This window comes from Chryseobacterium sp. CS2K3 (assembly GCF_059515185.1).
The window spans coordinates 1-20,868 of the sequence record NZ_JCAKRW010000009.1 but is presented as its reverse complement, the minus strand read 5'-3'; the positions used below and the strand labels follow the sequence as shown (position 1 = coordinate 20,868).

The window sequence follows — 20,868 nt, the reverse complement described above, 5'->3', positions numbered from 1 at the left end:
TATAATTCTTAGTTTGAATTCTATACCAAGGGTGATTGCTTCATGTTCTAATTTTGTTCAATAAAATTTTAAAAAATACCATCATGAAATTTAAAAAATTAGGAAATACAGGTGAGCAGCTTTCTGCTATTGGTTTAGGATGTATGGGAATGAGTTTTGCTTACGGTCCCGCAGACGAGCAGGAAAGTATCAATACTTTGCATAAGGCATTGGATCTGGGAGTTAACTTCTGGGATACAGCAGATATGTATGCTAACGGAGAAAATGAAAAACTGATTTCTAAGGTCCTGGTACCCAATAGAGACAAAATTTTTATTGCTACAAAATTCGGATTCCGTTTTAAAGATGGAAAGGCAAGTCATAGTGGCGCTCCCGGAACATATTTTGACGGTTCTCCGGAATGGATCAGACAAGCTGTGGATCTGAGCCTTCAGCGATTGAAAATAGATACCATTGATTTGTATTATGCACACAGAGTAGATCCAAATGTGCCCGTAGAGGAAACGGTAGGAGCAATGGCAGAACTGGTAAAAGCCGGGAAAGTAAAATATCTTGGCTTATCTGAAGCATCAGCAGAGTCCATTAGAAAAGCAAATAAGATCCATCCGATTGCGGCATTACAATCAGAGTATTCTATCCTTACGAAAGATATTGAAACCGAAATTTTACCTACGATCAGGGAATTAGGAATTTCTCTGGTTCCTTATTCACCGTTGGCAAGAGGTCTTTTTGCTAATATCAATGAAGTGCAAAGTCTTGGCGATGATGATTTTAGAAAATCATTACCACGTTATCAGAAAGAATATCTTGAAAATAATACCAAATTGGCAAATGAAATCAATGAATTTGCGGCTTCCAAAGGAGTGAAAGGAACTCAGTTGGCATTAGCATGGGTACTGAACCAGGGAGAAGATATTATTCCAATTCCGGGAACAAAAAGAATAAAATACCTCGAAGAAAATATTGCAGCCGCTACTATTGATCTTTCCCAATCTGATCTGGATACCATTGATGCAATCCTTAAAAAATATCCGAATGTAGGAGAAAGATATACTGAAGGTTCAATGAAATTAGTAAACAACTAAAGACTATACTCAAACTGGGTTTCCGAATGACGGAAACTCAGTTTTTGTTATTAATAAAGCTGAAAACAATATACAGAATGAATAGAAGAGATTTACTAAAAAAGAGTTTATTAGCCGGTGGATTAAGTATGGTTCCTTTTTCCAATGTTTTTGCAGAATCAAAGACAGTTCCGGAAAAATTTGAAGATGATCTGTCCGGATATAAAAAAATGAAATTGGGGGAGTTGGAATTATTTGTTCTGACGGACGGATATATCCATGAAACAGATGTGAATTCATTTGCTCCACGGGCAAATAGTTCAGAATTAAAAGCTATTCTTAAAGATCATTTTAGATCAGAAGATTATATTGATATGGCAATGAATATTTTACTTGTCAAAACAAAAAACAAACTGATCTTATTTGATACCGGGCTGGGTATTTTTTCTGATGAAAAATCCGGATTTTTATTGAAAAGTCTCCAAAAGGCAGGTTTTTCAGCAAAAGATATTACTGATGTTTTTATTTCCCATGCTCATCCGGACCATATTGGCGGAGTAGTAGATAAACAGAATAATTTTGTTTTTCCTAATGCTTCTGTTTTTATCTCAAAAACAGAATATGATTTCTGGATGAATGCCTCTATCAAAGATTTTAACAATAGCGCTTTGAAAGCAAGACCGGAAAGGTTAAATCAGATAATTCCTGCATTACAAAATATATTAAAAACGATTCAACCAAAATTAAAATTCTATGATCTGAACAATGTATTTTATGATCATTTCAGATTTCAGCTCGCACCGGGGCATACTCCAGGATTAATTGTTACTGCCATATCTTCGGGGAATGAAAAGCTTATGTATATTGCAGATCTTATTCATTCAGATGTTCTTCTTTTCCCGCATCCTGAATGGGGATTTTTTGGAGATACAGATCTGGATATTGCAACCACTTCAAGAAAAAAGCTCTTACAGCAGCTCGCTGATAGTAAAACCAGAGCGTTTGCCTGTCATTTGCCATGGCCTGGCTTAGGATTTACAAAGAAAAAAGGAACTGCATTTGAATGGATTCCGGAAAGTTTTATGAATTAAACCATACACTCTTACCGGAGATTGTCTATTCAAAAGCTAATGCAAGTGCATGTTTTTCAGTAACTAATGAACGAATAGAAGAAAAACTCGTTCATTAGTGGCTAAAAACAAAAAAACATTTTTTAAGAAGTTTTATAACTCATTTTTTTCAAACTCAAAAGGAATATTCATTTTCTCATTAGAAATAGTAGCTTTTAATTTTTTGCCCTCTAACGAATAATGAATCCGTTTTGGAAAATCCAATGAATCATTTATACATACAAACCCATTACTTTTCAATTCAGTCATTTTGAATTCTATAGATTGTTTCTCTTCGGGCGTTTTAACGAATAGACTCCATTTTCCATTCGTATGAATCAGTTTCATTGTTTCCTGATTAACTGTATCATTTTTTTGCATGGTAAATCCAATTCCCAAATATTCTGTAGGACTTATTTTTCTCCAGTTTTCAAAAGTTTCTTTTCCTGCTTTTTCATTTGATCTTTTCCATTTTCCGGCTAACCAGTCAAAATTCACAGCCTGTTCCACTGAGGAATTACCTTTTGATTTTTCGCTTTGATTACAGGATGAAACCAATGTTGCAATTAATAAGATAAATAATCGATTTTTCATGGTAATAAAGTTTTATTAGGATAAATATATGAAAATCAATCAAAAAGATAGAATTGTTTTTATAAACACCAAAAGCCCCGCAATCTGCGAGGCTTTTGTATAATTAATAAGTTTCTAAAAATTAGATCCCGTCAATGATTTCATTTAAAACAGTACTTGGTCTCATTGCCGCATACGTTTTATAAGTATCAGTTTTGTAGTAACCTTCAATATTTTGAGGCTTACCTTGAGCACCAATTAATTCAGCGTTGATTACTTCTTCGTTTTCCTGCATTGCAGCTGCCACAGGAGCGAATTGTGCTGCCAATTCAGCATCGGCAGTCTGGTTTGCTAAAGCTTCAGCCCAGTACATTGCTAAATAGAAGTGAGAACCTCTGTTGTCGATCTGTCCTACTTTTCTTGCAGGAGATTTATCAGTAGCTAAGAATTTAGCGTTGGCTTCATCCAATGCATCTGCTAATACCTGAGATTTTGTGTTCCCTTGAGTTTGTGCTAAATGCTCTAAAGAAGCCTGTAATGCCAGGAATTCACCTAAAGAATCCCATCTTAAGTATCCTTCTTCAAGGAATTGTTCTACGTGTTTTGGAGCAGAACCTCCGGCACCTGTTTCAAATAAACCACCACCGTTCATTAATGGAACAATAGAAAGCATTTTTGCAGAAGTACCAAGCTCAAGGATTGGGAAAAGGTCAGTTAAGTAATCTCTCAATACGTTTCCTGAAACAGAAATAGTATCTTTTCCTTCTCTTGCTCTTTTTAAAGTTTCAGTCATTGCATCTTTTACATCAAGGATTCTGATGTCAAGACCTGTTGTATCGTGATCAGCAAGATATTTTTCTACCTTTTTGATGATTTCTCTGTCGTGAGCTCTTCCTTTGTCTAGCCAGAAGATCGCAGGAGTATCAGACAATCTTGATCTGTTTACCGCCAATTTTACCCAGTCCTGGATAGGAGCATCTTTAGTTTGACACATTCTGAAGATGTCACCTTTTTCAACTTTCTGAGAAAGAAGAACGTTTCCAGCTTCATCCTGAACTTCTACAGTTCCGTCAGCAGATAATTGGAAAGTTTTGTCGTGAGAACCATACTCTTCAGCTTTTTGAGCCATTAATCCAACGTTTGGAACAGATCCCATAGTTGTTGGATCTAATTTTCCATGTGCTTTCATATCATCAATTACAGACTGGTAGAATCCAGCGTAAGAACGGTCAGGGATGATACAAACTGTATCTTCTTCGTTTCCGTCTTTGTTCCACATTTTACCTCCGCCTCTTACCAAAGCAGCCATAGAAGCGTCAACGATGATATCAGAAGGAACATGGAAGTTCGTAATTCCTTTATCAGAATTTACCATTGCCACTCTCGGTCCGTCAGCAAGTGCTTTTTCGATGTCAGCTTTAATGTCAGCTTCCTGAGCATTTCCTTTGATTTTTTCGAAAAGATCTGCAAGACCGTTGTTTGGGTTAATATCTAAAGACTTGAAAGTCTCAGCATATTTAGTAAATACCTCTTTGAAGAACGTTTCTACGATTGCCCCGAAAATAATTGGGTCAGAGATTTTCATCATCGTAGCTTTAAGGTGAGCAGAAAGAAGTACATTTTTGTTTTTAGCCTCTTCAATAGCTTCCTGAACGAATGCTTTTAATGCATTAAGATTCATTACAGAAGAATCGATTACTTCACCAGCCTGAAGACCTGCGAAGTCTTTCAATACTGTTTCACCTTCATTTCCTTTGAATACGATTCTGTATTTTGTAGCATTTTCTAAAGTTGTAGAAGTTTCTGTACCGTAGAAATCACCATTATCCATGTGAGCTACGTCAGTTTTGCTGTCAGATGCCCAGTTACCCATTCTGTGAGGGTTTGCTTTAGCATAGTTTTTAACAGCTTTCGGAGCACGTCTGTCAGAATTTCCTTCTCTTAATACAGGGTTTACAGCACTTCCTAAAACTTTTGCATATTTAGCTTTGATGGCTTTTTCATCATCATTCTTAGGTTCAGCAGGATAATTTGGAACTGCAAAACCTTTAGCTTGTAATTCAGCAATGGCAGCATCAAGCTGAGGAACAGAAGCAGAAATATTCGGTAACTTGATGATGTTTGCTTCAGGCTGAGTAGCTAATTCTCCTAGTTCAGCTAAAGCATCGCCAATTTTTTGGTCATCTTTTAAAAATTCAGGGAAGTTTGCTAAAATTCTGCCTGCCAAAGAAATATCCGGAACAGCGATTTCAATATTTGCTGATTTAGTGAAAGCTTTTACAATGGGTAAAAACGAGTGTGTAGCCAGCATTGGAGCTTCATCAGTAAGTGTGTAATAGATTTTTGATTTTTCTGACATTATACTGTTATTTTTTATTTGAAATTTTAAGTCCCACAAATTTACTAAATATGATTGTTTTATTTGAGGTTTTTACATAAAAAAACAGACTATAATTCCTTTAAATTTATATTGAAGGGATCAGACGGCATTCCGTTTTTGGTTAAGTCATCTCAAAACTTATGTAAGTTTTGGGAAGTCATACAAAGACTCTTTGTATTTAAAACAGCATATATAAATATTCATTATTACTTTATGATTAATTTAACCTTACACAGGTAGTGGAAAAAATCTTTTTTGATTACATTTGAAAAACTAAAAAAATAAATATTATGTCAACGACAATCACTTTAAAAGGAAACGAAGTACACACAATAGGAACTTTACCGGCAGTAGGAACTACAGTTAAAGACTTTGCCCTAGTAGATTCCGGATTAAATGTAAAGACATTGGAAACTTTTGAAGGAAAGAAAAAAGTATTTAATATTTTTCCAAGTATTGATACGCCTACTTGTGCAGCATCAAGCAGAAAATTCAATGAAGAAGCTTCAAAATTAGAAAATACAGTAGTAATTAATGTTTCTAAAGACCTTCCATTCGCATTAGGAAGATTCTGTGCAGCAGAAGGATTGAACAGCGTTGAAACACTTTCAGATTTCAGAAGCAGCTTTGGTGATGATTATGAAGTGACGATCACGGATTCTCCTTTGAAAGGTCTGTTAAGCCGTGCAGTAATCGTTACAGACGAAAACAATAAAGTGGTTTACACAGAACAGGTTCCTGAGATTGCAAACGAGCCAAACTATGATGCAGCATTGGCAGCATTAAACAAATAGTAAAAAGAATCTTTATAGAAAGCCTTGTGAAAGTAATTTTTGCAAGGCTTTTTTATCCTTATCATTCTCTAAAACTAAATTCTAATGGTAAAAAGAATCGTAGCCAATATAAAAACCAGCGACCTCTCCAAAAGTAGTATTTTTTATCAGGAAATATTAGAACTGGATGTTCTGATGGATCATGGCTGGATCAAAACATTGGGAAATGAGGAAGAATCAAAAGTTCAGATCAGTTTTGCCATACAGGGAGGAAATGATACTGAAGTTCCCGACTTATCTATCGAAGTAGATCATGTAGATGAAGTATATAAGAAAATGAAGCATGCCGGTTTTGAGATTGTTTATGATATTGCCAATGAAGATTGGGGAGTTCGAAGATTTTTTGTAAAAGATCCATTCGGAAAAGTCATTAATATTTTATCTCATCAATAAATAAAAGGATAGCATTTTATTCAATAGGAGTGGGCTTTAGTCCGTTTCATAAAAATAAACCATCATCTGGCTATAGCTAAAACCTAAAAATAATTCTATGAAAGCAGAACAAGTTATTCCCATCCTTAGAATTTTCGATTATCAGAAAACACTTGAGTTTTATGTCGATTGGTTAGGTTTTAAAATAATTTGTGAACATCGTTTTGAAGAAAACTTTCCGGTTTATATAGAAGTTAAAAAGAAAAATATCATTCTTCACTTAAGTGAGCATCATGGAGATTCCAGCCCCGGAAGCAGTGTTTTCATATGGGGAGAAGGCGTTGCAGAATACCATAAAGAACTTATTGATAAAAACTACAAGTACAATCGTCCCGGTCTTGAAAAAACATTTTATGATGCCGTTTCTTTTACAGTAAATGACCCTTTTGGAAATAAAATTATTTTCAATGAAAAATTTGATCAGGAAAAGCACGGTTCTTTAGAATTCTATTCACATGAATAAATTGTCAGTAAATCTATTTTTGTTGAGTTTTTATACTATCTAGCTTACGAATGAGTTCCTGATCTGTTGCTCCACCGCAGCTGGAATGAATAACTTTACCATTACTGTTTATCAAAATTCTGGCAGGAGTACAGAAAATGTTGTATTTGATTTGTTCCTGTCTTTGCGGGGATTTAGTATTATCAATCTGATCAAACTGAATATTTCCAGCATCCTTTAAAGCCTTTTCATAAACTGTTTTATCATCTTCCAAACCTTCTAATATCCCGATAAAGCCAGTCTGATTCTTATATTCCGTAAAAAGTCTGTTCAGATCATCAGTCATATAGTAACTTACATTAGGATTTCTTTCCAAAGATTTTTTGCTGTAAATAAAAATGAGGAGATTTTTTCCATTGTAATCCTTTGAATTGAACTGATGACCATTCATCATTTTGGCTGAAAAAGGCTGTGGCGTAGAACCTACAAAGAAATCTAGCCTGTTTTTCTTCCATTCTTCCCGTATTTTATCAATATTCTCAACCGTTGTTGTTTCTTTTTTTTCCTTACAGGCAGAAAGTGAGAGTATGGTGAACAATAATAAAAGTCTTTTCATATGAATGATGATGTATTGGTCATTATTAGGCAAAAGTCATAAAAAAAGAATTGATTACCAATTTTAGAGGACTATTTTTATTGATTTGGATCAGCATTCATTTGGAATATTAAACCTAACTTTGTTTCTCCAAAATTGAAAAATGAAACGTTCAGGAACTGCAGATTTACCGCTTCACTATGGCAAAGTACCGCCATGGCTGTATGAACGTATGTCTGTTCTTGGGTTGTCTATCATTGAGGTTATTTTGATGGATTATGGTAAAGATGAAGTACTTCGAAGATTAGCAGATCCGTTTTGGTTCCAGAGTTTTGGGGCTGTGATGGGGATGGATTGGCATTCATCAGGAATTACGACTTCCGTGATGGGGGCATTAAAACGTTCCATTAATCCCAACTCTCAGTCGTTAGGACTTTACATCTGTGGTGGAAAAGGAAAATTTTCACGGGAAACTCCGTCAGAACTCATTCAGATTGCCGAAAAAACCGGATTAAATGGAACGGAGTTGGTAAGAGCCAGTAAACTTTCTGCCAAAGTTGATAATACAGCCATTCAGGATGGGTATCAGTTGTATCTGCACAACTTTATTCTGTCAGATAACGGAAGCTGGAGCGTTATTCAGCAGGGAATGCATGAATCTGATGGTACAGCAAGACGTTATCATTGGCATTCTGAAAATATAAAATCATTTATAGAAGAACCTCACACGGGAATTAATGGAATCTCCAGAGGGAAAATCTTGAATTTAACCGATGCAGAAGCTTCCGGAAACCGAAAAGGAATTCTTGATATTTCTCATACCGATTCTATTGATGTAATGAAAGATTTTTCAAGGCTTATTCTTCCGGCTCATCATGATGTTCAGGCATCTGATGTTGATCTTAAACGCTTAGGAGCATTATTATATGTAACCAAGGAACAGCAGCCACAGAATTTTGAAGACTTGTTGATGCTCGAAGGGGTTGGTCCCAGAACAATGCAGTCTTTAGCATTAGTGAGCGAGGTTATTCATGGTGCACCGTCACGATTTTCTGATCCGGCAAGGTTTTCCTTTGCTCATGGTGGTAAAGATGGTCATCCCTTCCCGGTACCTCTTAATACTTATGACGAAAGTATTACTATTTTGAGAAGAGGAATAGAAAAATCAAAACTTGGAAATTCAGATAAGCTGAATACATTGAATAAACTTCATCAAATCGTTACTAAAGCTGAAAAAGATTTTACTCCGGATTTTGATATTCAGGAAGTGATTGAAGATGAAAGACAAAACTCATGGCGTTTTGGAGGGAAAACAGTATTCGGTGATGCCCAAAAACCAGTTCAGCCAAAGCCCATTCAGCTGTCTTTATTTTAATATTGATAATATACTCAGAAAGACTCAAAAACATACTTTATACAGATTAAAAATGTCCAGACATAGATTTAGGCTCTTTTTTAATTTCGTTTAATTGTTTAAAGCTTTAAAATTATCTTAAATTCAATGTAATATATCTTTTCAATAGAGCAATAAATCATATTGTTTAATAATTATTACTTGTGTTTCGATTAAAAATTTTAATTTTAAAGTCTTAAAAAAATTGACCTGATGACCACCAAATCTTTAGAAATATGCTATGATTTTCCATTTTTTCTTCAGGAAGAACTGGAAGAAATATTTCAGGCACACGAAAAAAAATCTTTTCAAAAAGGAGAATTCATTCTTGAAGAAGGAAAAACAGCCAATGAATATTATATTCTGGATAGCGGCTTGGCAAGATCCTTTGTGAACGACTTTAACGGAAATGAGGTAACCACTCACTTTTTTGTGGAGAATGAAGTGATCATTGAAGTTTTATCCATGTTTCAAAGAATACCCTCTCAGGAAAATATTGTCTGCATCACAGATTGCGAATGCTGGAAGCTAGATTATGACACCTTTCAGGAATTATTCCATAAAATCCCGAATCTCAGAGAATGGGGAAGATCATGGATGTCTAAAGAACTTTTCGATTATAAACAACGATCTGTAGAAATGTTCACTCTTTCTGCTACCAAACGCTACCTTAATCTCCTGGAACAAAAATCAAAAGTAATACAGTTTGCTCCCTTAAAGCAAATTGCGTCCTATCTTGGAGTGACAGATACTTCACTAAGCAGAATTCGGAAAGAATTAGTCTCGCATCCCAATAAAAATTAAATCTTGCCCTATGACAAGTAGATTTTCATCACACCTTGGTAATTTTGGTTAAAAGTTTAACACCAAAAATTACTGAATATGAAAGTCAATCAAATCTATGTCAATTTACCTGTAAAAGACGTACAAAAAACCAGAGCATTCTGGACGACATTAGGTTTTCCTATTAACGAACAGTTCTCAGACGATAAAGCCGTATGTGTAGTGATGAAAGAAGATCATATCTACACCATGTTCCTGAAAGAAGACTTTTTCCAAACCTTTACCAACAGACCTTATGCTAAAGGAGACACTACACAGGTACTTCTTGCTATTGGAGTAGACAGCCGTGAAGAAGTAGACCGGATTATAGATACCGCCCTTGAAAACGGAGGTTCAAAATATAGTGAATCCATGGATCACGGATGGATGTATCAAAGTGCTTTTGCTGATATAGACGGACATCAGTGGGAAGTAATGCATGCTGATATGTCTAAATTACCAACAGAATAATTATCATGATATAAAGACTCTTTAATATCAATATTATGGAAACGATATCAGACAGCATAGAACTGGTAAAACATCAGGTAAACGTTACTTATAAAGTAATTTCTATCAATACAGAAGGAATTACGCATGAAGAATCAATGATTTTTCCAAATGGGGGAGCCAATTGTATGAATTGGGTGTTAGGACACTTAATTTATGTTAGAAATGGTTTGTTGAATCTTCTTGGTGAAGAAGCTGTATGGGACGGAGAAACATTTTCCGCATATAACCGAGGAGCTAATCCTTTGGAAAGGAAAAATGAATTGGTAGATTTTGAAGATCTCAAATCTTATTTAAAGCAAACTCAGGATAAGCTGGATGCTAGGTTGAATACACTTGAAAGCTTCAACCATGAGACTATTAATGATATTGCCACACTCTGTTTCCACGAAAATTACCATTGTGGTCAGTTAGGTTATATCCGCAGACTTCTGGGAAAATCCGGAGGAATAAAATAAACCAGAAAACGGATGGAACAAGGATCTTAACGATTGGGAGTTTAAAGTAAATAAACAACGTTATACAATCATCTTATCATCAATCAATAGTAAAATTCGTGCATTCGTGGCAAAAAAAGCACGCACAATCAGAGACTATAGTGATATAATCTTTGTTTTCCAACACTTACACTCTAATTCCATAAAAAATAAAAACATGGACACCCCAAAATCAACAAAAGTAGAACTCATCATTCCGGCTTACAGAATGCATACCCAAAGCTTTATCAACGTTTTGGATGGCGTTTCGGAACAAGATGCGCTGAAAAGAATTGAAAATAAAACCAATCACATCATTTGGATGGCAGGAAACTTCGTGAATATGCGCTATGGCTTGGGAATGGTGCTCGGATTACAGGATCAGGACCCTAATAACGACCTTTTCTTCCAGGGAAAAACGTTGGACGAAAGTTTCAAATATCCCACGTTGGCAGACCTCAGGAAAAACTTTCATGATATTTCTTCAAAAGTATATCAGAAACTATTGGAAGTAACGGATGAAGAACTGGATGAGATCTTTGAAATCGGAATGAATATTCCTTTTATTAAAGAAACAAAACTCAATTTTGTAGGCATGTGTATTGGGCGTGAAGATTATCTCAGCGGACAAATGGGGCTGATGCGTAGAGTTTTAGACTATCCGGGAATGAAGTATGATGTTGACGAAAATATTAAATATTAATCATGAATCCGGTAGAAAAAGGGTATAAGCATGTAAACGGGATCCAGCTCTATTATGAAATTTACGGATCGGGAAAACCATTGGTATTGATTCATGGTGGAGGTTCTTCTATTCTGTACGATTTCAAGGAAGTGATAGAAAGATTACAACATAAGTTTCAGCTGATTGGAATAGATCTCCAGAACCACGGACGAAGCGAACACCGCGATATCCCCGAAACATTTGAGCAGGATGCCGATGATGTAGCCGCATTATTAGCTGAACTTAATATTCATAAAGCTGCATTTTGGGGCTTCAGCAATGGTGGAAATACCGTGATGCAAATCGCCTGCCGCCACCCCGGAATTGTAGAGAAAATAGTAGTGGCTTCAGCATTTTATAAAAGAAACGGAATGATGGACGGTTTTTTCGAAATGATGCAGGAAGCAACCTTTGAATCCATGCCCGAACCTTTTAAGATTAATTTTTTAAATCTTAATCCGGACTTTTCAAAACTGGAAAATCTTTTTGATAAAGACAGTAAGAGGATGCAGACTTTCGAAGACTGGGAAGATGAGGTGCTGAGCTCTATAGAAGTCCCTACATTATTCATCAGTGGAGATAAAGATGTAATGAAACCGGAGCACACCGTTGAAATGTGGCGGCTGGTAAAAGGATCCGAGCTGATGATCTTACCCGCAACACACGGAATCTATATGATGGCTGATTTTGATGGCAGTCTCAATGAAAATCTGGTCAGCTTTACGGTTAATCAAGTAGAAGCATTTTTAGACCATTAAATCACAGGTTGTATTCAGGTTTTTTGAATTTATCTGTGTTTCAGAAATTAATAACATTTTAAAATAAAAATCATGGCAAAATTAAATCCGTACCTAAACTTTGATGGTACAGCTGAAGAAGCATTCAACTTTTACAAGTCAATTTTTGGAGGTGAATTCGTAGGTGAAGTACACAAAATGGGAAATGCTCCCGGTACAGAAAATCTTTCAGAAGAAGAAAAAAACAGAGTAATGCATATTGCGTTGCCCATTGGAAATGACCTTTTAATGGCATCTGATATCGTTCCCGGATTCGGACAAACCCTTACCGTGGGAAATAACAATTATGTTTCTATTTTCCCGGATTCCAGAGAAGACGCAGACAGACTTTTTAAAGGGCTTTCAGAAGGTGGAAATGTTGAAATGCCAATTGAAGACCAGTTTTGGGGAGACTATTTCGGGTGTTTTCAGGATAAATATGGTGTTCATTGGATGGTGAACTATAATGAAGGTTATGCAAAATAATCTTATATTTAACTAATTATTTAAAAAGGGGTGCTCACTTGTGGGCAGCTCTTTTATTCAATCATAAAAAAATAGAACTATGGATCCAATTAAAATAGACATTACAATTTTAGCTCCGGTAGAGAAAGTATGGAATTATTTCAATGAACCCAGGCATATCACAAAGTGGAATTTTGCACATGAAAGCTGGCATTGTCCTAGTTCTGAAAATGATCTGAAAGTAGGCGGGAAGTTTAAGAACAAAATGGAAGCAAAAGATAAAAGCTTTGCCTTTGATTTTGAAGGAGTGTACGATGAAGTGGTTCCCCATGAAATCATCAAATATCATATGGAAGACGGGCGTAGAGTAGAAGTAATCTTCGACAAAATAGATGAAAACACCACAAAAGTAACCGAAGTTTTCGATCCCGAGAAACAAAATTCCGTGGAAATGCAAAGAGAAGGCTGGTATGCTATTCTCAATAATTTTCATAAGTACGTAGAGAATCATTAAAAATATTTTTTGTAGCCATGATCAATTTAGTTATCATGTCAAAGAGTTTGAATTCCATTTATGCTGTTAACTATGACGCAAATGAAGACTTTCTTTATGGTATCATTGCAGTTCCCGCAAGAAAAGCCCTGAAAAAAGAAAAGATAGATTCTTTGGAAAAATTGTCAGACTATTCCGAAAAGGAAATTCTGCAGCTTCATGGTTTCGGAAAAAACACTGTGATGAAGTTAAAAAATTATATGAAGGAGAATCAGGTGTTTTTTAAAGAAGCATAAGAAATTATCAACCTAAAATTTTTTACTATGTCATTGCAAATAAGATGTATAGATCTTTAAGGGCAAAGACATAAGATTCCCTTTGCTTTAAAAGTGAAATAAAAAATCTAAACATATTGTATAATTTCCCATTACTGCTTATCAATTAATAAGAAAAAAATCAACCAAACTATATCAATCAATTAAAATTTAAACTTATGAATAACGATATTTTCCCATGTCTCTGGTATGACGGAGATGCTAAACAATCAGCAGAATTTTACTGTAAAGTTTTCGGCGGCGAAATTACAGCAGATACTCCTGTGGTGATGAATATAGATTTGTTTGGGCAGAGATTAATGTTGTTGAATGGTGGTCCGCAGTTTAAGAAAAATGCTTCCATTTCCTTTATGGTCATTTGTGATACTGAAGATGAGGTTCAGAAATATTGGGACCAGTTGGTACAGGGAGGAATAGCATTAATGGAACTTGGGGCTTATTCCTGGAGTAAAAAATACGGTTGGGTTCAGGATCAGTATGGCGTTACATGGCAATTGTTTTTAGGCGAAAAAGGGCAAGACCAAAAAGTAGTTCCTACGCTTATGTTTATTCATGAAAATAATGGAAAGGCTAAAGAGGCAATGGAACTTTATACCAAAACTTTCCCCAATTCGGGCATTGGCAATATTTTGAAATACGGAGATGGAAGTGAAGGACATCCTATACCTGAACCGGCAGAAAATGTTCAGCATGCTAGCTTTGTAATTGACAACTACACATTGTTCTGTATGGATAATTCTTACGATCATCAGTTTGACTTTAATGAAGGAATTTCATTAGTGGTAATGACCGATGATCAGGAACAGACAGATCGTTATTGGAATACTCTTACTGCAGATGGAGGAAGAGAAAGTATGTGTGGCTGGTTAAAAGACAAATACGGCTTAAGCTGGCAGATTGTTCCCAAAAAACTTATCCAGCTGATGAACGATCCTAATCAGGAAAAAGCTTATAAAGTAGTCCAGGCTATGATGAAGATGCAGAAAATTATTATTCAGGATTTAGAAGACGCTTATCATTCTTAAACATATTTCGGCTTGCTGTTTGATGTGATGTAGAAAAGGTTTGCATATGAAAACACAGAACAAATCACAATCGAAGTCAAAAGTTCCTAAAGAAGGACTCTTTCCGGAGATTATCCGGGATGACTATCAGGGAAGTCGGAAATTATCAGAAAAAAAAGCTGTAATTTCTGGTGGAGACAGCGGAATTGGACAGGCAGTAGCTGTTCATTTTGCCAGAGAAGGAGCAGATGTTGCCATTATCTACAAAGAAAGTGATGACGATGCCAAAGAAACCCAAAAGCTGGTTGAAAGAGAAGGACAGAAATGTCTTTTAATCAAAGGAGATCTTACCAGAAAAGCATTTCGGGACAGATGCGCAGAAAAAATAAAATCAGAATGGAAGAATATTGATATTCTGGTAAATAATGCAGGGATTCATACTTCAAAGAGCAGTCTGGAAAAAATTACTGACGAACAAATTCAGGAGACATTTAATACCAATATTATTTCGATGATCTCGTTCACCAGAAATTTCCTTCCATTAATACAAAAAGGAGGGCGAATCATTTGTACTACATCAGTTACAGCCTATCGCGGCAGTGATCATCTGATAGATTATGCAGCAACAAAAGGAGCCGTTCTGTCATTTATCCGTTCATTGGCAGATAACCTTGCTGAAAAGCAAATATTAGTCAATGGAATTGCGCCGGGACCTATCTGGACCCCTTTGGTAAAAGAAGCTTTCGAAGATCTGTCAACCTTTGGAAAAGATACCCCGTTAAAAAGAGCAGGGCAGCCATCGGAAGTAGCGCCCGCTTATGTTTTTCTTGCTTCCAAAGATGCAAGTTATATTACAGGAGAAGTAATTCACATTAATGGTGGAGATTTTGTTGGAGGATAGAAACCTTCAGAATTGACCACTTAAATCAAATAATAATAAAGAAAATGGAAAAATTATCATATGAAATTGAAATAAATGCAGAACCTGAAAAAGTATGGAGTGTTCTCTGGTCAGATATTACCTACAGACAATGGACAACAGCTTTTACGGAAGGATCATTTTATGAAGGAACATTGGAAGAAAATAACATCATAAAATTTCTTGATCCCAAAAATAACGGAATGTACAGCAGGGTTGAAAAGATTATACCCAACGAGGAAATAACATTTTTACACCTTGGTGAAATCTACGACGGAATTGAAGTCCCGCAAGATTGGGGAGCAGCTACAGAAGCCTATTTCCTTGAAGAAAATGATAACGGAACTTTACTGACAACAAAAATTCAGACACCCACCGAATTTAAAGAGTTTTTTGAAGAAAAATTTCCTAAAGCAATGATGATTGTGAAGCACCTTTCAGAAAATCAGCTTTAAATAGAGTACAATTTTAACCCAATCAACCTTAAAAATACAGAATATGGAAACCTTATCGTACGAAACAGTAATTGATGCTCCCATGCAGAAAGTCTGGGACATTCTCTGGAGCCCCGAAACATATAGTGAATGGACAAAATATTTCAGCCCCGGATCTACTATGAAATCCGATTGGAAAGTAGGCGGTAAAACTTACTTTGTCAATACAGAAGGAGAAGGAATGGTTTCTACCATTGATAGCTTAGAAGAGCCAAGACAGGTAGTTTTTAAGCACTTGGGAATGGTAGATAAGGATGGAAATGAAGACACTCAAAGCAAAGAGGTTATGGAATGGAGTGGCTGCTTCGAAAAATATTTTCTGATCGATTTTGATGGGAAGACAAAATTACATACAGAAGTACAGGTTGATAAACAATGGCAGGATCACCTTGATACAGGATTTACCAAAGGACTTATTGTAGTGAAGAGCCTTGCGGAAGGAGTTAATTTAAGTTCAGTATAAATTATTCACTGGCTTAATTCCCCAAATTCTGCAACTTATTATTCTTTACTTGAAAAATATGAAATTATTAATCATCGTATTTGCTACATTTATTCTGGCTTTGCTGGGAACCATGGTGTTTCATGGAAAACCTGATTATGTATTTTCAGGAAACCTGGGAATGGCAGTTTTTATCATTTTTACAGGACTCTCACATTTTAAATTTCAGAAAGGAATGAAAATGATGATCCCCGATTTTATTCCTGCTAAAATGTTTTGGGTATATTTCACTGGCTTTTTGGAAATTGCTGCTGGAATAGGCTTAATGATACCTGCTATTCGGGAATTGACAGCTATTTTACTGATTGTTTTTTATGTATTGGTCTTTGCAGCTAATATTAATTCCTCTAAAAAGAATATTAATATTTTTAAGGCAGATTATAGCGGACCGGGAATGCGGTATTTGTACGTTGAGAGAATTCCCATGCAGATTATTTTGATAGCCTGGACATGGTATTTTGGAATATATCTGAATTAAACGATACAGACAGTCTCTAGAGGCTGTCTTTTTTGTAAGTTTTTTTAAAATAAAAATTAATTCTGTAACATTTTATGGGTTTGATTGTCTTATTATAGAAAAGTGTTGTTTAATTTAAAATTGAATAACAACTAAAGTTTTAACCATAAAACATAAGCTATGAATCTAAATTCCAGAATTTTCGGTACAGCTTATATTGTACTTTCCACCATTATGATGAATGCACAGAGTTCTACAGCCAAACTGCCGGGAGATCCTACATTGCCATCTTCCAAAGCCAATCTTGAGAAGCTTGTTTCCTATGATAAAGGAAATTTTAAGTATAAAGTTGAAGACTATTTTGCAAGACCCAAAGCTTCAGTATTTAAAATTTCTCCAGACGGAAAATATCTTTCCTATAAAGAAAAAGACAAAGACAGTAAAAATCATGTGTATGTAAAAGAGCTAAGCACAGGGAAAATTACAAAAGCAATTGTTGAGAAAGATGATCTGATCAAAGGCTATGGCTGGTTGAATAAAAACCGTTTATTCTATACTCAGGACAAAGGAGGAAATGAAAATATTCATTTGTATGCAACAGATGTAGATGGCGGAAATCAAAAAGATCTTACCCCATTTGACGGGATTACTTTGGGAAGCATTATTCCTATAAAGTACACAGATTTTGTGGTGATTACAATGAATAAGAACAATAAGCAGATCTTTGAACCTTATAAAATCAATTTTGTAACAGGCGAAATGACACAGCTTTATGAAAATAAGGATGAGAAAAGCCCTATCGACGGTTATATTTTTGATAAAGATGGTAACTTAAGAGGCTATAATGTTCTTGAAAACGGATTGACAACCAAAACTTATTATAAAGATTTACAAACAGGAAAATTCAACCTTCTTAAATCAACAGATTGGTCTGATACATTCAGTATTATAGATTTTAATTATAATTCAGGAAATAAAGATGAAGCTTATGTTGTGACCAATCTGGATAGCGATAAAGAAAAAATCGTTCTATATGATTTAAAGAAAAATGCAGTAATTAAAGAAATTTATTCCAACCCTGTATATGATGTAAGCTCGATCCGTACGGCTGGTAAAAATAGAAATTATGAGCTGGATTATATCAGCTACAACGGTATAAAAGAAGAAACAGTTCCCGTAAGTAAGTTCTATAAAGAAATAAACGACAAGCTAAAGGCTCAATTCGGAGATAAGGAGTTTGGAATCGTTTCCTCAGATGATAACAATGATAAGCTGCTGGTAGTGGTAGGAAGTGACAAATTATATGGTACTTACTACGAGTATGATACAAAAACTAAGCAGACAAAGCTACTGTATAATCTAATGCCACAGCTTAAAGAAGAAGATATGGCTGAAATGAGACCTATCGAATTCAAAAGCAGAGACGGATTAACAATTCGTGGATATATTACGTTACCAAAAGCAGCTTTGGAGGGTAAAAAAGTACCTTTAATTGTAAACCCTCATGGTGGTCCTCAAGGAGTCAGAGATCATTGGGGATTCAACCCGGAAGCACAATTGTTTGCCAGCCGTGGATATGCAACCCTTCAGGTGAATTTCAGAATTTCAGGAGGTTATGGAAAAGAATTTCAGAAATCTGGTTACAAACAAATCGGAAGAAAAGCAATGGATGATGTGGAAGATGGAGTAAAATACGCCATTAGCCAAGGCTGGATAGATAAAGATAAAATTGCTATTTATGGAGGAAGCCATGGCGGGTATGCTACTTTAATGGGCTTAATCAAAACTCCCGATCTGTATGCGTGTGGAGTAGATTATGTAGGAGTATCCAATATCTTTACTTTCTTCGAATCTTTCCCGGAATATTGGAAACCTTATAAAGAAATGGTAAAACAGATTTGGTATGATCTGGATAATCCTGAAGAAGCTAAGATTGCAAAAGAAGTTTCACCGGTTTTTCAAATTGATAAGATTAAGAAGCCATTATTTGTAGTGCAGGGAGCAAATGATCCGAGAGTGAACATCAATGAGTCTGATCAGATTGTTAAAGCTATGCGTGCAAAAGGTTTTGAAGTGCCTTATATGGTAAAATATGATGAAGGGCACGGCTTTGGAAAAGAACCAAACAGAATTGAACTGTATAAATCTATGTTAGGATTCTTCGCAGAGAATTTTAATAAAAAGTAAACTGACAATTTTATAATTATAAAACGGAAGATATAATGTCTTCCGTTTTTTTTGTCGTCGTGAGCGAAGCGCGAAGCAATTTCAAGTTTGAAAGATAATATTAATAGGTTGGGAAACGCTAAGACGCAAGATGTTTTTACTGGTATATCAAAAGGCGCAAGGATTTTATCTCTGATAAAATTGTATGCTGCTAAATATACTTTTATAATAGCCACGAATTCATGAATTATTTTATTTGTTTTTAAGTCAGTTTTTAAAATGTTTGATAGATGTATTTATGGAATATTATAATTGAGATATTATTTGAAAGTGTATTCCTTGCTGAGATCTTTGATTCTCTTGCGCCTTTAAAACAGCTAGTATAGTAATTCTTTGCGTCTTTGCGTTTTCCAACCCAAAATTTCTTACAGATAATACAAATGAATTTGTTTACAATAATCTATTGGTGAAAAGAATCCCTGATGAATAAAAGAAAAACTAAAGTTTCGGAAAAATATTTTAAATTTATTAAAGTAAAACCAAAAGAACAGTCGTCATAGCAATATGGAGGTTGTCGAAAAAATAACAATGCCACAGAAAGAGAAAGAAAGCATCATCTCGCAGACCGTTTCCAACTACGGAGGAAAGCTGATGTCTTATATTCGTCCAAAAGTGAAAAACACGGAGGATGCGGAAGATATTCTGCAGGAAGTGTGGTATCAGTTTAGTAGCCTTACCAATCTTTCTGAGATTGTGAATGTAGGTGGCTGGTTGTATAGAGTAACGGCGAATAAAATCACGGACCGTTACCGTAAAAAGAAAACAGAAAATCTTGAAGATTTTGTATATGAAGATGAAGACGGAAGTTTTTCCATCAAAGATATTTTATTGATGGATGAAAGTGCCGGTCCTGAAGTAAAGATGTTTCAGGATGAGATCTGGAAAAAACTGTTTGAAGCACTTGATGAACTTCCCGAAAAACAAAGGCTGGTCTATGTAGAAAACGAACTGAACGACAAAACCCTCCAGGAGATCGCCGATGAACAGGGAGAGAACATCAAAACCATCATCAGTAGAAAAAACTATGCTGTGAAGCATTTGAGAAACAGATTGAGAAGATTATACGAAGATTTAAAAAGTTAGAAAAAGAAATTATGAATTATAAACACAAAAAAGGCTGGATTTTTTTATTGTTATGTCCACCATTAATTTTCATAGCCGTTACATGGATTGTCATGTCGCTTTGGAATTGTCTGCTTCCTGAAATCTTAGGAGTTAAATCCATTACATTCTGGCAGGCGATGGGGATATTGATCTTGAGTAAAATTCTTTTTGGTGGATTTCATTTTGGGAAAGGAATGAGAGACTTTAAAGAAAGAAAAATGAGAGAGAAAATGGAAGGTTGGTCACCTGAAGAAAGAGAAAAATTCAAGGAGGTCTGGAGAAATAAATGCTCAGGTGGATTCTTCAATAGAAACAACGAATAATTTTAAAATTGTAAAGAAGTAGTAAAGTAAAATTAAAATTCATTCGTCTATATAAAAAATAAGAAGTAGTAAAATTTAAAATTTTGAAAAATGAAAAATTCAGCATTAAAAGGTGCTCTTGGAGCATTAGCCGTTGTGGGTGTAGCATTAATTGCTAAAAAAGCCATACAAAGAAAAAGATTTATCAAAGGTATTTTTGATGAATATGGAATTAAAGAAAAATCACCTTTCGGATTGGCAGATAAGATCAGAGAAATGAACGATGAAGATTACCAGGAACTGAAAGGAAAATTTAAAAAAGAATTTGCATCAAAATGCTGCAGAAAAGATAATGTCTGCGAAGCATAATTCGTAAAAAACTAAATTGAAATTGTTTAATTCGTTCTCGGGAAGCAAAGCTTCCCGAGAACGAATTTT

Annotated in this window: 26 protein-coding genes; 23 read left to right on the top strand and 3 right to left on the bottom strand. The window is 35.3% G+C overall.

Annotation, left to right across the window (positions count from 1 at the left end):
- The first annotated feature begins 83 nt into the window (after positions 1-83).
- Both AC5YGG_RS15615 and AC5YGG_RS15610 read left to right on the top strand, forming a co-directional pair.
- Positions 84-1,085, top strand: coding sequence for an aldo/keto reductase (locus AC5YGG_RS15615; protein ID WP_496145389.1), 1,002 nt, complete (start codon positions 84-86; stop codon positions 1,083-1,085).
- A 77-nt stretch (positions 1,086-1,162) separates the two neighbouring features.
- Positions 1,163-2,155 (top strand): MBL fold metallo-hydrolase, encoded by a 993-nt coding sequence (locus AC5YGG_RS15610; RefSeq protein WP_496145388.1) that lies wholly within the window; start codon positions 1,163-1,165, stop codon positions 2,153-2,155.
- 132 nt (positions 2,156-2,287) lie between these two features.
- Here AC5YGG_RS15610 and AC5YGG_RS15605 read toward each other — a convergent pair whose 3' ends face one another.
- Together AC5YGG_RS15605 and AC5YGG_RS15600 are read right to left on the bottom strand one after the other, a co-directional pair.
- A complete protein-coding gene (locus tag AC5YGG_RS15605; RefSeq protein ID WP_496145387.1) occupies positions 2,288-2,767 on the bottom strand; it encodes a DUF6265 family protein in 480 nt (159 codons plus the stop codon).
- Positions 2,768-2,888: 121 nt separating this feature from the next.
- Positions 2,889-5,105: an NADP-dependent isocitrate dehydrogenase gene (locus AC5YGG_RS15600; RefSeq protein ID WP_496145386.1), complete on the bottom strand. Its 2,217-nt coding sequence runs from the start codon at positions 5,103-5,105 to the stop codon at positions 2,889-2,891.
- A gap of 311 nt (positions 5,106-5,416) precedes the next feature.
- Here AC5YGG_RS15600 and tpx point away from each other — a divergent pair, with 311 nt between their 5' ends.
- From tpx to AC5YGG_RS15585, 3 genes are all read left to right on the top strand, one after another.
- Positions 5,417-5,920, top strand: coding sequence for a thiol peroxidase (gene tpx / locus AC5YGG_RS15595; protein ID WP_496145385.1), 504 nt, complete (start codon positions 5,417-5,419; stop codon positions 5,918-5,920).
- Positions 5,921-6,004: 84 nt separating this feature from the next.
- Complete coding sequence (locus tag AC5YGG_RS15590) at positions 6,005-6,352, top strand: VOC family protein (protein ID WP_496145384.1); 348 nt, start codon at positions 6,005-6,007, stop codon at positions 6,350-6,352.
- A gap of 97 nt (positions 6,353-6,449) precedes the next feature.
- The gene (locus AC5YGG_RS15585; RefSeq protein ID WP_496145383.1) at positions 6,450-6,854 is read left to right on the top strand and encodes a glyoxalase superfamily protein; all 405 of its coding nucleotides are present in this window, start codon (positions 6,450-6,452) and stop codon (positions 6,852-6,854) included.
- A 13-nt stretch (positions 6,855-6,867) separates the two neighbouring features.
- Here the strand turns inward: AC5YGG_RS15585 and AC5YGG_RS15580 are convergent, their stop codons facing one another.
- The gene (locus AC5YGG_RS15580) at positions 6,868-7,449 is read right to left on the bottom strand and encodes a peroxiredoxin family protein (RefSeq protein WP_496145382.1); all 582 of its coding nucleotides are present in this window, start codon (positions 7,447-7,449) and stop codon (positions 6,868-6,870) included.
- A gap of 142 nt (positions 7,450-7,591) precedes the next feature.
- Between AC5YGG_RS15580 and AC5YGG_RS15575 the strand changes: the two genes are divergently transcribed.
- The 18 genes from AC5YGG_RS15575 to AC5YGG_RS15490 all read left to right on the top strand — a co-directional run bounded on the left by AC5YGG_RS15575 (position 7,592) and on the right by AC5YGG_RS15490 (position 20,799).
- Positions 7,592-8,803: a DUF763 domain-containing protein gene (locus AC5YGG_RS15575; protein ID WP_496145381.1), complete on the top strand. Its 1,212-nt coding sequence runs from the start codon at positions 7,592-7,594 to the stop codon at positions 8,801-8,803.
- A gap of 231 nt (positions 8,804-9,034) precedes the next feature.
- Positions 9,035-9,625, top strand: a complete 591-nt coding sequence (locus tag AC5YGG_RS15570) for a Crp/Fnr family transcriptional regulator (RefSeq protein ID WP_496145380.1) — start codon at positions 9,035-9,037, stop codon at positions 9,623-9,625.
- Between the two features lie 78 nt (positions 9,626-9,703).
- Positions 9,704-10,114: a VOC family protein gene (locus AC5YGG_RS15565; protein ID WP_496145379.1), complete on the top strand. Its 411-nt coding sequence runs from the start codon at positions 9,704-9,706 to the stop codon at positions 10,112-10,114.
- 35 nt (positions 10,115-10,149) lie between these two features.
- Positions 10,150-10,611: a DinB family protein gene (locus AC5YGG_RS15560; protein WP_496145378.1), complete on the top strand. Its 462-nt coding sequence runs from the start codon at positions 10,150-10,152 to the stop codon at positions 10,609-10,611.
- A 196-nt stretch (positions 10,612-10,807) separates the two neighbouring features.
- Complete coding sequence (locus AC5YGG_RS15555) at positions 10,808-11,332, top strand: DinB family protein (RefSeq protein WP_496145377.1); 525 nt, start codon at positions 10,808-10,810, stop codon at positions 11,330-11,332.
- 2 nt (positions 11,333-11,334) lie between these two features.
- Positions 11,335-12,111, top strand: coding sequence for an alpha/beta fold hydrolase (locus AC5YGG_RS15550; protein ID WP_496145376.1), 777 nt, complete (start codon positions 11,335-11,337; stop codon positions 12,109-12,111).
- A gap of 72 nt (positions 12,112-12,183) precedes the next feature.
- Positions 12,184-12,615, top strand: coding sequence for a VOC family protein (locus AC5YGG_RS15545; protein ID WP_438562803.1), 432 nt, complete (start codon positions 12,184-12,186; stop codon positions 12,613-12,615).
- A 79-nt stretch (positions 12,616-12,694) separates the two neighbouring features.
- Complete coding sequence (locus AC5YGG_RS15540; protein WP_496145375.1) at positions 12,695-13,108, top strand: SRPBCC family protein; 414 nt, start codon at positions 12,695-12,697, stop codon at positions 13,106-13,108.
- Positions 13,109-13,125: 17 nt separating this feature from the next.
- On the top strand, positions 13,126-13,383 hold the full coding sequence (locus AC5YGG_RS15535; protein ID WP_496145374.1) for a DNA-directed RNA polymerase subunit alpha C-terminal domain-containing protein: 258 nt from the start codon (positions 13,126-13,128) through the stop codon (positions 13,381-13,383).
- 197 nt (positions 13,384-13,580) lie between these two features.
- Positions 13,581-14,447, top strand: coding sequence for a VOC family protein (locus AC5YGG_RS15530; RefSeq protein WP_496145373.1), 867 nt, complete (start codon positions 13,581-13,583; stop codon positions 14,445-14,447).
- Positions 14,448-14,493: 46 nt separating this feature from the next.
- Positions 14,494-15,327: an SDR family oxidoreductase gene (locus tag AC5YGG_RS15525; RefSeq protein ID WP_496145372.1), complete on the top strand. Its 834-nt coding sequence runs from the start codon at positions 14,494-14,496 to the stop codon at positions 15,325-15,327.
- Positions 15,328-15,371: 44 nt separating this feature from the next.
- Positions 15,372-15,800 carry an SRPBCC family protein gene (locus tag AC5YGG_RS15520; RefSeq protein ID WP_496145371.1) on the top strand — a complete coding sequence of 143 codons (429 nt, stop codon included), beginning with the start codon at positions 15,372-15,374 and terminating at the stop codon, positions 15,798-15,800.
- Positions 15,801-15,843: 43 nt separating this feature from the next.
- Positions 15,844-16,302, top strand: coding sequence for an SRPBCC family protein (locus tag AC5YGG_RS15515; RefSeq protein WP_496145370.1), 459 nt, complete (start codon positions 15,844-15,846; stop codon positions 16,300-16,302).
- 58 nt (positions 16,303-16,360) lie between these two features.
- Entirely contained in the window at positions 16,361-16,819 is a 459-nt protein-coding gene (locus AC5YGG_RS15510; RefSeq protein WP_496145369.1) for a DoxX family protein, read from the top strand.
- A gap of 159 nt (positions 16,820-16,978) precedes the next feature.
- On the top strand, positions 16,979-18,985 hold the full coding sequence (locus AC5YGG_RS15505) for a S9 family peptidase (protein ID WP_496145368.1): 2,007 nt from the start codon (positions 16,979-16,981) through the stop codon (positions 18,983-18,985).
- Positions 18,986-19,552: 567 nt separating this feature from the next.
- Positions 19,553-20,107 (top strand): RNA polymerase sigma factor, encoded by a 555-nt coding sequence (locus AC5YGG_RS15500; RefSeq protein WP_228393925.1) that lies wholly within the window; start codon positions 19,553-19,555, stop codon positions 20,105-20,107.
- 11 nt (positions 20,108-20,118) lie between these two features.
- A complete protein-coding gene (locus AC5YGG_RS15495) occupies positions 20,119-20,451 on the top strand; it encodes a hypothetical protein (RefSeq protein ID WP_496145367.1) in 333 nt (110 codons plus the stop codon).
- A gap of 90 nt (positions 20,452-20,541) precedes the next feature.
- Entirely contained in the window at positions 20,542-20,799 is a 258-nt protein-coding gene (locus AC5YGG_RS15490; protein ID WP_496145366.1) for a hypothetical protein, read from the top strand.
- The last annotated feature ends 69 nt before the right edge of the window (positions 20,800-20,868 follow it).